Origin of the sequence: Pseudonocardia acidicola, assembly GCF_012911935.1 — a bacterium.
In the GTDB taxonomy this organism is placed as follows: Bacteria; Actinomycetota; Actinomycetes; order Mycobacteriales; family Pseudonocardiaceae; genus Pseudonocardia; species Pseudonocardia acidicola.
The window spans coordinates 1-12,838 of record NZ_JAAXLA010000124.1 but is presented as its reverse complement, the minus strand read 5'-3'; the positions used below and the strand labels follow the sequence as shown (position 1 = coordinate 12,838).

Genomic DNA, 12,838 nt, shown 5'->3' with positions numbered 1-12,838 from the left:
CCACGGAGGGCCTCCTGGGTTTCGAGTAGGTGCGTCAGACACACCCACTCCGCCCGGAGGCCCTCCCCTCGATCAAGCCGCCACGCCGGATCGACCTGTCAACAACGTGGTGAGTCGCTACACCTAGAGCAGGGACCTGCGCTCGGCGAAGTGGCACGCCACCGGGTGCCCCTGGCCGCGCTCGACCAGCTCGGGCACCACGTCGGTGCACTGCGTGCGTTCGGCTTCGCCCAGCTCGGCGGCGAACTTCGGGCAGCGTGTCCGGAACCGGCACCCGCTGGGCGGGTTCGCCGGGCTCGGCACGTCCCCGATCACGGTGATCCGCTCCCGGGCCCGCTCCTTGCGCGGGTCGGGGAGCGGGATGGCCGAGATCAGCGCCTGCGTGTACGGGTGCGCGGGGCCGTCGAAGAGCTGGTCGGCCGGCCCGGTCTCCACGATCTTGCCGAGGTACATCACCGCGATCCGGTCGGCGATGTGGCGCACCACCGACAGGTCGTGGGAGACGAACAGGTAGGACAGCCCCAACTCGGCCTGCAGTTCGTCGAGCAGGTTGAGCACGCCGGCCTGGATGGACACGTCCAGCGCGGACACCGGCTCGTCGAGCACCAGAACCTTGGGCCGCAGGGCCAGCGCGCGGGCCACGCCGATGCGCTGGCGCTGCCCGCCGGAGAACTCGTGCGGGTACCGGTTGCCGTGCTCGGGTTTGAGCCCGACCGTGCGCATCAGGTCGCGGACCCGGGTGCGGCCGTCGGCGTCGTAGAGCCCGTGGATGCGCAGCGGCTCGGCGATGATCTCGTTGACCGGCAGCCGCGGGTCGAGCGAGGCGTACGGGTCCTGGAAGACGATCTGCAGGTCCCGGCGCAGCGCCCGCATCTGCTTGCTGCCCAGCTCGGTCAGCTCCTGACCGCGGTAGTGCACCGTGCCGGACGTCGCCGGGATCAGGTTGAGCACCACCCGCGCGGTCGTCGACTTGCCACAGCCGGACTCGCCCACCAGGCCCAGCGTCTCGCCCTCGCCGAGATCGAAGGACACGTCGCAGACGGCGTGCACCTGCCCGATCTCACGGCGGATCAGTCCCTTGGACCGCACCGGGAAGTGCTTGACGAGGTGGCGCACCGACAGCAGCGTGCCGGTGGCGACGGCGTCCTCGGCGGTCGTGCTCATGCCTGCCTCTCCGTCTCGCGGGCGAACTCGGCCAGCGCGGCGGCATCGGCCACCTCGGGCCGGAACACCTCGTCGGCGCTCACCCCGGCCAGCTCCGCGGAGCGGTGGCACGCGGCCAGATGTTCGGCGCTCGTCGTCGCCGCGAGTTCCGGCTCGGTCTCCTCGCAGACCGCGACGGCCAGCGGGCAGCGCGGGGTGAACGGGCAGCCCGGCGGCATGTTGACCACCGACGGCGGCGCCCCGCCGATCGGGGTGAGCCGCTCGCTGGGCCGGTCGAGCCGCGGCAGGCTGCCGAGCAGTCCCAGGGTGTAGGGCATCCGCGGGGCGTAGAAGACGTCCTCGGCCGTGCCGACCTCGACGAGCTTGCCCGCGTACATCACCATCACCCGGTCGGCCTGGCCCGCGATCACACCGAGGTCGTGGGTGATCAGCACCATCGCCGCGCCGGTCTGTTCCTTCGCGGTCTGCAGCGCCTCCATGATCTGAGCCTGCACGGTGACGTCGAGCGCGGTCGTCGGCTCGTCGGCGATGATCACGTCGGGGTCGTTGGCCATCGCGATCGCGATCACCACGCGCTGCCGCATCCCGCCGGACATCTCGTGCGGGTACGCGTTCACCCGCTCCTCGGGGTTGGGGATCCGCACGGTCTGCAGCAGTTCGATGGCCCGGTCCCTCGCCGCGGCCTTGCTGACGTCGTGGTGCGCCCGGACCGCCTCGGCGATCTGGTAGCCGACGCTGTACACCGGGTTCAGCGACGTCATCGGGTCCTGGAAGATCATCGAGATCCGCCGGCCGCGGATCTTGCCGAGCTCGGAGTCCTTGGCCCCCAGCAACTCCTTGCCGTCGAAGCGAACGGACCCGGAGACCTGCGCGGTCTGCGGCAGCAAGCCCATGACGGCGAGCGAGGTCACCGACTTGCCCGAGCCGGATTCCCCCACGATGCCCAGGACCTCGCCGCGACGCAGCGTGTAGCTCACCCCGCGCACGGCGCGGACCGGGCCGGCGTCGCTGGGGAAGGAGACGGTGAGGTCGGAGACCTCGAGCGCGACGTCGGAAGCCGGGCCACCTGCGGGCACGGACAACACCTCTTCGGATCGGGTCACTGCCGCACCTTCGTCTGCTGCGGGTCGAACGCGTCGCGCAGGCCGTCGCCGATGAAGTTGATGGTCAGCGCGATGAGGATGATGAACAGGCCGGGGAAGTAGAACAGCCACGGCCGGGTGGTCAGCGCCGTCTGCGCGTCACTGACCAGCAGTCCCAGCGAGGTGTCCGGGCTCTGCACCCCGAAGCCCAGGTAGGACAGCGCGGTCTCCAGGAGGATGGCGAGCGCCACCAGAACGGTCAGGTTGACCAGGATCGAGCCCAGGGCGTTCGGCACCAGGTGCCGCAGGATGATCCGGGTGTGACTGGCACCGAGCGCCTTCGCGGCCTCGATGTACTCCTTCTCGCGCAGCGAGAGGACCACACCGCGGGAGACGCGCGAGACGTAGGCCCAGTACAGGCCCGCGATCACGAGCGCGATCAGGTACCACGTGCCGCCGAAGTTGTGCGCCAGCATGGCGGCCACCGCGATGAGCGGGAGGGTGAGCACGAGGTCGGAGATGCGCATCATGATCGAGTCGGTGCGGCCGCCGAAGTAGCCCGCGATCGCACCCCACAACGTCCCGACGAACGTGGCGAAGACGGCGACGGACACTGCCACCTGCAGGGAGATCCTGGTGCCCCGCAACACCTCGGCGAACTGGTCCTTGCCGATCGCGTCCGTGCCGAACGGGTGGTCCCACGACGGCGGCTGCGAGTTATCCGGCGTGATGTCCCCCGCGTGGTACTTCCACAGGGCACCGCCGACGTAGGCCAGCAGGATGATGCAGATCAGCACCACGAGGCTGATCATGGCGGCGCGGTGCTGCATGAACCGCCGCAGCACCAGCTGGGCCTGGCTGCGCTCCGCCACGGTGAACTCACGGTCCGACGACGCCGGGCCGGTGGCCCCGGAGCCGCGCTGCGGGCCCGGGATCGGGGTGGTCTCGGGGGTCGGTGCGGTCTCACGCATAGCGGATCCTGGGGTCGAGAACGCCGTAGAGCAGGTCGGCGATGAGGTTGAAGGCGATCACGACGACAGCCGACACGAGCAGCCAGGAGGACGTGGCGTAGACGTCGTCGGTACGGATCGACTGCAGCAGGAAGTCACCCATTCCCTTCCACTGGAACACGGTCTCGGTGACGACCGCGCCGCCGATGATCGAGGCGATGTCCAACGCGGTGACCGTGGTCAGCGGGATGAGCGCGGTGCGCAGTGCGTGCTTGATCATCACGGTCCGCCGGGAGAGCCCCTTGGCCCTGGCCAGCCGGATGTAGTCGGAGTTCATCACCTCGAGCATCGACGCCCGGGTGAAGCGGCTCCACGCCGCGTAGGAGATGAGCGCGAGGGAGATGGTCGGCAGCACCATGTGCCCGAGCACGTCGACGATCTGGGCCCCGAGGCCCGGTGGTGGCGGGATCGATGACGCACCGATCGTGTAGAGCACCTGGTCGCCGACCGCGTTGTTGAACTCGATCCCGGCCTGCTTGAGCAGGATGGCCAGCCAGAACGCCGGCATGGCCAGGAACAGGAAGCCGAGGAAGGTCGTCGTGTAGTCGGTGGCGGTGTACTGCTTCACCGCGCTGATCACACCGACCACGACGGCCACCACGAGCGCGATCACCATGGCCAGCGCGATCAGCCGGATCGTGACCCAGAAACGGCTGGCCAGCTCCGAGCCGATGTCCGTCGTCGAGACGACCGACGGGCCGAAGTCACCGTGGAGCACCCCGCCCAGCCACGAGAAGTAGCGCGGGATGAGCGGCTCGTCGAGGTGCAGTCGCACGGTCTCGGCCGCGATCACGTTGGGCGGCGTCGGCGGGTTCTTGGCCAGGAGTGGCGCGAGCGGATTGCCCGCGAGCGTGCCGAGCGCGAACACGATGAACGACGAGAGCAGCAGAACCGGAATCGAGATCACGATCCTGCGCACGGCGAACGCGAGCATGGAGGTCGTCCTGCTTCTTCAGGCTGGTGGAATTGCGGCCGGGGGCTCGTGGCGCCACGGGGCCGGGTCGGCGATCGCAGAGTAGCCACGGGCGTCCCGGGTGGCGCCAACGGCCACCCGGGACGCCCGGAATCGGGTCAGCTGCCCGACTTCAGCCCCCACTGGGACACGTTGTACAGCGGCCCGTCGAGCGAGGAGTTGTTGCGGACGTTCGCGACGTTGTCGCGGATCGCGATGAAGGTCGGCTTCTGGTACAGCGGCAGCACGTACGCGTCCTCCGACATGATCTTGTCGGCCTGGTTGAGCTGCTGCGTGGCCGCGGCGACGTCGGTCGAGGACGCCGCCTGGTTGATCAGCTGGTCGACCTGCGGGTTGTTGTACTTGCCGTAGTTGCTGCCCGAGGTGCTCAGCCACAACTGCTGCGCGCCACCGAACGGGAACGGCGACTGCACCCAGGCGAAGACGATGATGTCGAAGTCACCGGTGCTCGCAGTCGTACCGAGCGAGTCGGTCGGCTGCACCTGGACGTTGATGCCCAGGCCCTTGACGTACTGGGCGAACAGTTCGCACTCGCTCTGCCGGATCGCGTTGCCGACGGTGTAGCGGATCCGGAACGTCGGCACGGCCTGGCCGTTCGGGGCGACGAGCGCGGTGCCCACGCCCTTGTAGCCGGCGTCGGTCAGGATCTTCTTCGCCGCGTCGAGGTTGCCCGAGCCCTGGCCGGTCGCGGCGATGTTGTCCTGGTAGCCCTGCTGCTGCGGCATGAACATGTGGCTGTCCAGCGGCTTGACGTCCTTGTTGAACTGGCCGACCGTCTTGGCGATGACGTCGTCCCGGTTCACCGCCGTGAACATGGCCTGGCGCAGCGCCTTGTCGGCCAGGAACGGGTTCTTCAGGTTGAAGTCGTAGTGCTCCCACTGCAGGCCCAGGCCCTGGGTCTGCGACACGCCCGGGATCTGCTGCACCTGCTGCACGATGTCCACCTGCGGCTGCGGGTAGATCACCTGCACCTCGTTGTTCTGCAGGGCGATCGGCTCCTGCGTGGCGTCGGTGATCACCCGGAAGACGAGCCGGTCGAGCTTCGGCTTGGTCGCGCCGTACCACTTCGGGTTCGGCACGACGGTCAGCGCGACGTTGTCCTGCCAGCTCTGCACCTTGTACGGGCCGGCCGAGTAGTTCGGCACCGTGGTGTTGAAGTAGTCGAACGCGGTCTTGAGGCCGGCCGGGGTGTTCAGGTCACCGTGCTGGGCCGCGATGTGCGCGGGGTACAGCGGCGAGGCGGAGTTGAAGACCGACTGCCAGTCGGTGTACGGCTTGGCGAACGTGGCCGTCACCGTCTTGCCGCCGTCGGAACCGACGACGCTCGTGACCTGGTCGTAGCCACCGTTGCCGGCCGTCTCACAGGCGGGGCAGTCCCGGGTGTCCTGGGTCTTCCAGTTGAAGATGAAGTCGTCGGCCGTGACCGGCGTGCCGTCGTCCCAGACCGCGTCGGGCTTGATCTTGTAGACGGCCGTCGTCGGGTTGACCATGTCCGCGGAGACCATGACGTCGGTGTTCAGCGTCGACTTCAGGTCGGGTGCGGTGTAGAAGACGTACGGCAGCAGGGCCTTGGTGACCAGCCCGGTCTCGAAGACGTTGCCCTCGGAGGAGTTGACGTTCCAGTTCTGGATGTTCTTCTCGATGGCGTAGGTGATCTGGCCGCCCTGCTGGAGCTGGTCGGCGGGAACGGAGTTGCAGGTGTTCGGGCTGGTCGCGCAGTCGGCGAACCCTCCCGAACCGGTGCCGCCGCCTCCGCCACCACCGCCACCGCAGGCTGCCAGCACCAGGGCGGCCGTCGCGGCGACCGCGGCAGTCGACCACAACCTCGTTCTCGACATGGAAACCTGACCCTTCATCACGGGAGACCCCGGAACGGACCCCCTGCCCGGAGCAGCACGAGCACCGCCCATGTCCCGGACGGGCGCACCGACCCTGGGCACCGTAGAAATCCCGCTCACCCGCGTCACCCGGACAGCTGTGATCGTGACCAAAGGGTGACCAGAGATGTACGCAGCGACACAAAGTGACTACTCGCCGGTAACTTTGCGCCACCGGGGCTCCTCATCACCCGACCGGGGCCGCCCACCGCTGGGCCCCGGTTACCGGACCGGACAGAAGCGGGCCCGGACCGATTCCCGTCGCCGCATCCGAGTTGGGCGTGCTCACCACCAGGGTGACGGGCTGGAACAACGGCAGAGCGGGCAACTGGGCCCAGAGCACGCGTTCCACCGTCGCGATCATCCCCGGATCCGCGGGGCCGGTCAGCAACGTGTCCAGCAGCGGCTGCAGCGTCGGGAAGCAGAAACCGGTCGGTGTGGGCGGTGGGTTCTGGACGACGGCGGTGGCCTGGGGGCAGCCGTAGTCCGATGCCAGGCGGGTGCCGAGATCGCCCCCGACGGCGCGCGGCATCACCATCAGATCGACCCGGACGCCGCCGGACTGCCCGGGCGTCGGTGTCGGTGCCGACGTCGACGTCGGGGTGGGCCCCGTCGTGGCCGTCGGGCTCGACGAGGCGGCCGGCCCCGCGACGTTCCCGGCCATGCTCGGCGTCGGGGTGGGCGGGGCCGTGGTCGTCGGCGGTGTCGGGGTGACCGTCTGCTGCCCGAACAGCTCCGCGGCGGGCGGCGCGACCAGCGACGTTCCGATCCCTGCGGCGTTCAGCTGGGTCGCCACCAGCTCGGCGACCCGCACGTCGTCCGGGCGCTCGGCGGCGGCGCCGATGACGAGCCGCAGCGGTTGCCCGTTCCGGGTCCAGTGCCCGTCCGCGGTGCGGGTGTAACCGGCCGCGGTGAGCTGCTGCTCGGCGTACACCGGGTCCGGCCGGGCGGGGGCCTGCGGTGGCGCGGTCGGTGCGTAGCCCGGCTCGGAGGGGGCGAGCCCGAACGCGTCGGCCGGCAACGCGTTCGGCGCGACGGTGGCCCGGATGGCGTCGCGGTCGATGATGGCGCCGAGCGCCCGCCGTACCCGTCCGTCGGCGACCGGCCCCTCGTCGCCACGCAGGCCGAGCTCGGTCACCGTCGGCTGCGGTGCGGTCTGGATGTGCACCGGCGGGACGATCGCGGCCAGCGCCTGCCGGACGGCTGCGTCGGCGGACGGCAGCGCGACGTCGACGTCACCGACCCGCAGTCCCTCCGCGAGGGTCTCCGGGTCGACCCGGCGCAGGACCAGCTGGTCCAGCTTCGCCGGGGTGGCCCAGTACAGGTCGTTGCGGGCCAGCACGATCTCACCGCGGGCGCGATCCACCGAGGCGACCCGGAACGGGCCACCGGACACCGGCAACCCGTTCGTCAGCGCGCCGGTCCACGAGCCGGGCGCGTCCTTGAGGATGGACGCCGGCAGCAGGTCGGAGAACAGCTGCTTCCACTGCGGATAGGGGCGAGAGAACACGACGTCGACGGCCTTGCCCCCGGCCCGGGAGCGCACGTCGGTGATGAGCCGGTACCCGGCGGCGTCGACCACCCCGGGCTGACTGCGCATCTGCTCCCAGAGGTAGACGAAGTCCTCCGCGGCGATGGGCGCGTTCGACGACCACGAGGCCTGCACGTTGAGCTCGTAGTTCACGGTGAACGGGTTCTGCGAGACCACCTCGGCGCTCGTCGCGATCGTCTTGTCGAGCTGCAGGGTGCCCTGCGCGTCGGGCCGGAACACCGACGGCAACACCAGGGTGGCCAGCGCCGTGGTCACCGGCGAGCGGTGCGCCAGCAGGTGCGGGTTGAAGCCGGCGCCGAGATCCTCCACGCCGACCACGAGCTTGGTCGGCTGCGCATTCGCCACCGGCGGCGGAGCCGCCGGCGCGGGTTGCGCGGCCGGCTGGTTCGTACACGCGGTCAGCACCGCGAGCACCGCGACCAGGACCGCGGCGAGCGCGACACGGGCGGTCGCACCGATCCGTGTCACCCTCGTCCTCCCAACCGGTCCGGGCCCCGTCCCCCCACCGGTCGAGGCCCTGCGCGATCGCCATCGTCGCACCGCGGCAGGGGGCGCGGCGATCCCGCACCCCCTACCGCCCACGCGAAGGCCGGACTCAGCTGATCGACTTCGCTCTGGCCCGCATCCGGGCCCGGGTGTGCGAGTCGAGCTCCACCTTGCGGATGCGCACCGACTCCGGCGTGACCTCGACGCACTCGTCGGGGGCGCAGAACTCGAGCGCCTGCTCCAGGTTGAGCACCGTCGGCGGGGTCAGCTTCACCAGCTCGTCCCCCGTCGAGGAGCGCATGTTGGTGAGCTTCTTCTCCTTGGTGATGTTGACCTCGAGGTCCTCGGCGCGGGTGTATTCGCCGATCACCATGCCGTTGTAGACCTTGGTGCCGGGGCCGACGAACAGCACGCCCCGGTCGGCGAGCTGGTCGACGGCGTAGCCGGTGACGGGCCCGTCGCGGTCCGCGATCAACGATCCGCGCAGCCGGGTGCGCAGCTCGCCCACCCAGGGGCCGTAGCCGTCGAAGACGTGGCTGGCGATGCCGGCGCCGCGGGTGATCGTCAGGAACTCGGTGCGGAACCCGATCAGACCGCGGCTCGGGACGCGGAAGTCCATCCGGACCCGGCTCTCGCCGTGGACCATCTGGCTCATCTCGCCCTTGCGGGCCGCCAGCAGCTGGGTGACCGCGCCGAGGTGCTCGGTCGGGACGTCCACGGAGAGCTGCTCGAACGGCTCGTGCAGCTTGCCGTCGATGGTGCGGGTCACGACCTCGGGCTTGCCGACGGTGAGCTCGAAGCCCTCCCGGCGCATGGTCTCGACGAGGACGGCCAGCGCCAGCTCGCCACGGCCCTGCACCTCCCACGCGTCGGGACGCTCGGTGGGCAGCACCTTGATGCTCACGTTGCCGACGAGCTCGGATTCGAGCCGGTTCTTGACCAGCCGTGCGGTCAGCTTGGTGCCGGGGTGGGTGTCCTTGCCGGCCAGCGGGGAGGTGTTCGTGCCGATGGTCATCGAGATGGCCGGCTCGTCGACCGCGATCCGCGGCAACGGGTTCGGGTGCTCCGGGTCGGCCAGGGTGTCGCCGATGGTGACGTCGGCGATCCCGGCGACGGCGACCAGGTCACCCGCGCTCGCCGAGTCGGCCGGGACGCGGGTCAGCGCCTCGGTCCGCAGCAGCTCGGTGATCTTCACCCGGGTCACGGTGCCGTCCTCCTGGCACCACGCGACCTGCTGGCCGCGGCGGATCGTGCCGGCGCGGACCCGGCACAGCGCGATGCGGCCGAGGAAGCTCGTCGCGTCGAGGTTGGTGACGTGCGCCTGCAGCGGGGCGTCCGGGTCGTCCGCGGGCGGCGGAACGGTCGCGATCAGCGTGTCGAACAGCGCCTCGAGGTCCGGCGCGTCGGGCAGCTCGCCGTCGGCGGGCCGGGTGCGCGACGCCCGGCCGGCGCGGCCGCTCGCGTAGACGACCGGCAGATCGAGCAGGTGCGCGGTGGTGGCCTCGTCGAGCTCGAGCTCGTCGGCCAGCTCGAGCAGCAGCTCGAGGCTCTCGTCGACGACCTCGGCACAGCGCGCGTCGGCGCGGTCGGTCTTGTTCACGACGAGGACGACCGGCAGCCCGGCCGCAAGGGTCTTGCGAAGGACGAAGCGGGTCTGGGGCAGCGGGCCCTCGCTGGCGTCGACCAGCAGCACGACACCGTCCACCATGGACAGCCCACGCTCGACCTCGCCGCCGAAGTCGGCGTGGCCGGGGGTGTCGACGACGTTGACCGTCAGCCCGTGCCAGTTGATGGCCGTGTGCTTGGCCAGGATCGTGATGCCCTTCTCACGCTCCAGGTCGCCGGAGTCCATGACCCGGTCGACCGGCTCGGCGCGCTCCCCGAAGGCACCGGAGGCACGCAGCATGGCGTCCACCAGCGTCGTCTTGCCGTGGTCGACGTGGGCCACGATGGCGACGTTGCGCAGCTCGGCACGCGAATCGGGGAAGCCGCGGGTGGCGGTGTCCGCGCCCTGATCGGGGGTGATGTCCGAGTTGGTGATCGGGTCCGCCGTGGCGGCGGCCTCGAGGGTGGATCCAGCTGTGCTCACAGTTAACGGTAGCCCGTGGAAAGGCTGGTTCATTCCCAGGCGTGAGCATAGGCTGGCCTCACCATGGGCAAGGTCAAGAAGAAGTGCTGCCGGTCGAAACCGAAACGGTGCTCGGACTGCCCGGTGGTCGCACAGCGGCTGAGCAGGATCGCCGACCGGGGCCTGAAGGGCAAGGAGCTGTCCCGGGCGGTCAAGCAGGCCCGGATGTACTGACCCCGGTGCGCCTGTCGCCGTCCACTCAGGACCACCGCCGAGCCCGTGATCAGCGGTTGTGCGATGAGAGCCGCAACGATCGCGGTTCCGGGCGCGGGACGGCTGCCACCGCCGGGTCCCGCGCGGACACTCCGAGACTGCCGGGTGGACGCCGTGATCAGCACCCGGGAAGCCCTCGCCGCGATCTTCGCAGCTGCCTTGTCCATGATCGACGACCGCGCCGCGAGGGTGGTGAGGATCACGCGGTGACGCGGGCCTCCCGCGGCTCGTGATCGCCTCCGGGCGTGACGTCCGGTGCGTTCAGCTGGATCCCCAGCGGGCCGCGGCGACTGCGTGCACGATCTCTGCGAGCACCACCCGGGGCTGCTCGACGAGGTCGTGCCAGGTGTAGCGCAGCACCGCCCATCCCTGCCTGGCGAGTGCGTTCCGCCGCCCCGTGGCCTGCCGGGTCCGCTCGGCGTCCATGTGCCACGCCCAGCCGTCGACCTCGATCGCCACCCGCGCGGCCGGGAACGCGACGCCGATGACGAACCCGCCGGAGTCGTGGCCTGCCCGCCAGCCGCGGATCCCCGCGTCTCGCAGCATGCGCTGCAGCAGCCGTCCGGCGACCGACGCCGACCCGTCCGCCGCCGCCACCAGCAGCCGGCGGGCCGATGCGGACCCGTACGCCCCGAGGTTGCGGCAGTAGGCCTCGTAGACGGCGGGGAAACGGACCCAGCGCTGCAGGGCCCGGTCGAGGAACGCGCCGCCGGCGCCGCCCATCTCGACCGCTGCCTCCAGCACGGTCAGCGGCCGCGCCGTGACGATGACGCCGTTGCGCTCGTCCCCGTCGGCGGGGTCGAGCCCGCGACGGCGCACGGTCACCCCGGGGCGCGGCCCGGGACACCTCCGCCGGGGCACCGTCACCCCGACGACGGGCGGCGCGCACTCGGCCATTTCGTGCCACCAGGCGGCGGCCGCACCGGAGAGCACCGCACCCTCCCCTGCCCAGAGCACCGCGGCGCGCACCCGGGCCTCGTCGGTCAGCCGGTGGCCGGCGGCGAGATAGACGCGCGGGTGCACGGGCCGCCAGCGGCGGGTGGCCAGTCTGCGGTCCACCGCGTCACGCGAGAGCCCGGCGCTGCACGCCTGCGCCCGCGTGATGACGCCGGCCTGGCGGAGGAGGTACGAGTTGACCGACATGCCGGACATCGACGGATGTGGGGGCTCCCCGGTTCCCTGCTCCCGGCAGATTCCGCACGATCAACGACTGGTCGCCGGGAGCCGCGTGCCGTGCGGCGCCGCCGGCCGGAACGTGGGCATCGGCCGCAGCTCCCCGCCGTGACCATCGGTTCGGAGCCGGCGTCCGCGACATCCGCGGCGGACCCCTCCGACGGCGCGGTCAGCTCCGGCCGGCGGCGGGACCCGCCTGGTCCGCCACTGTCAGCACCTCCCGTAGATCGCCGAGCACGGCCCGGTCGGCGTCCACCCAGTCCAGCTCGGCGAGCTCACCTGGCCCGACCCAGCGCAGCTCGGAGTGATCCAACGGCTGCGGCTCCGCGGCGCCGGGAGCGAACTCGGCCCGGTGCACGCGCAGCAACCCCGGCGCGATCGGCAGATCGGTGCTCAGCCGTCCGGTGGCCCGCACCGCGGTTCCGAGCTCCTCACGGCACTCCCGGGCCACCGCGTCCGGCTCCGACTCCCCCGGCTCGACCTGCCCTCCGGGCAGCTCCCAACGGCCTGCCAGCTCCGGCGGCCGCGACCGCCGGGCCGCCAGTACCCGACCGTCACGCACCAGGGCGGTCGCCACCACGACGGTCCCCTCGGCCAGCGCCGCCACCCGTTCGGCGAGCACCTCGGCGCGCGCCGCGAACAGCCGCAGCACCATCCGGCGCAGCAGCGCGACGTCGGCGATTCGGCCGAGCCCGCCCAGCGGCGCGGTCCAGTCGATCTCGTCGAGCAGCAACGTCCCGGCGGGGGTCGGGGTGAGCGTGACGGTGTGCGCGAGCGCCCGGACCGGCCCCCGGACCAGTACGGACCTCATCCCGGTGGGTGAGATCGCGGTGACCCGGGTCCTGAGGGGCACGCGGACGCCGGGCAGCAGCCGGGCGCGCAGCCGGACCTCGTCGCCCGGGGCCAGCAGCCGGGTCGGCGTGGCGATCCGGTGCCCGTCACGGGCGAGCGCCTCGGCGGCCACCTCGGTGTCGCGGAGCAGCCCGGCCACCGTGCGCGGCGGGGCGTCGATCAGCGTGGTGGAGCGCAGCACGGGCACGGGTGGAGATCGTCGCATCGGCGCCACCGGTCCGGGACCGGAGCCCAGGCCGGCGGCCGCCCCGGTGGGCGGGCGGCAGCGCCCGCACTCCCGAAACGGGCGACTCGCACTCCCGAAAAGGGCGACTCGCGGGGGTGGGGG

At 71.3% G+C, this 12,838-nt stretch carries 10 protein-coding genes; 1 reads left to right on the top strand and 9 read right to left on the bottom strand.

Features of this window, described 5'->3' with window-relative positions:
* Positions 1-123: 123 nt before the first annotated feature.
* The 7 genes from HF526_RS33300 to typA form a co-directional block, all read right to left on the bottom strand.
* The gene (locus HF526_RS33300) at positions 124-1,164 is read right to left on the bottom strand and encodes an ABC transporter ATP-binding protein (RefSeq protein ID WP_169385636.1); all 1,041 of its coding nucleotides are present in this window, start codon (positions 1,162-1,164) and stop codon (positions 124-126) included.
* Positions 1,161-2,267 carry an ABC transporter ATP-binding protein gene (locus tag HF526_RS33295; protein WP_420821679.1) on the bottom strand — a complete coding sequence of 369 codons (1,107 nt, stop codon included), beginning with the start codon at positions 2,265-2,267 and terminating at the stop codon, positions 1,161-1,163. Before HF526_RS33295 ends, HF526_RS33300 begins: the two co-directional genes overlap by 4 nt.
* Complete coding sequence (locus HF526_RS33290) at positions 2,264-3,217, bottom strand: ABC transporter permease (RefSeq protein WP_169385635.1); 954 nt, start codon at positions 3,215-3,217, stop codon at positions 2,264-2,266. The genes HF526_RS33295 and HF526_RS33290 overlap by 4 nt, the downstream gene beginning before the upstream one ends.
* Positions 3,210-4,190, bottom strand: a complete 981-nt coding sequence (locus tag HF526_RS33285) for an ABC transporter permease (protein ID WP_169385634.1) — start codon at positions 4,188-4,190, stop codon at positions 3,210-3,212. The genes HF526_RS33290 and HF526_RS33285 overlap by 8 nt, the downstream gene beginning before the upstream one ends.
* A 137-nt stretch (positions 4,191-4,327) precedes the next feature.
* On the bottom strand, positions 4,328-6,067 hold the full coding sequence (locus tag HF526_RS33280) for an ABC transporter family substrate-binding protein (RefSeq protein ID WP_169385633.1): 1,740 nt from the start codon (positions 6,065-6,067) through the stop codon (positions 4,328-4,330).
* Between the two features lie 226 nt (positions 6,068-6,293).
* Positions 6,294-8,126 carry an ABC transporter substrate-binding protein gene (locus HF526_RS33275; RefSeq protein WP_169385632.1) on the bottom strand — a complete coding sequence of 611 codons (1,833 nt, stop codon included), beginning with the start codon at positions 8,124-8,126 and terminating at the stop codon, positions 6,294-6,296.
* Positions 8,127-8,253: 127 nt separating this feature from the next.
* A complete protein-coding gene (typA, locus tag HF526_RS33270) occupies positions 8,254-10,233 on the bottom strand; it encodes a translational GTPase TypA (RefSeq protein ID WP_420821678.1) in 1,980 nt (659 codons plus the stop codon).
* Positions 10,234-10,296: 63 nt separating this feature from the next.
* Between typA and HF526_RS33265 the strand changes: the two genes are divergently transcribed.
* On the top strand, positions 10,297-10,446 hold the full coding sequence (locus HF526_RS33265) for a hypothetical protein (protein WP_169385630.1): 150 nt from the start codon (positions 10,297-10,299) through the stop codon (positions 10,444-10,446).
* Positions 10,447-10,746: 300 nt separating this feature from the next.
* On the opposite strand, the gene HF526_RS33260 is transcribed toward HF526_RS33265, so the two are convergent.
* Entirely contained in the window at positions 10,747-11,628 is an 882-nt protein-coding gene (locus tag HF526_RS33260) for an endonuclease domain-containing protein (protein ID WP_169385629.1), read from the bottom strand.
* 199 nt (positions 11,629-11,827) lie between these two features.
* Positions 11,828-12,697 carry an NUDIX domain-containing protein gene (locus HF526_RS35995; protein WP_338051927.1) on the bottom strand — a complete coding sequence of 290 codons (870 nt, stop codon included), beginning with the start codon at positions 12,695-12,697 and terminating at the stop codon, positions 11,828-11,830.
* Between the last annotated feature and the right edge of the window lie 141 nt (positions 12,698-12,838).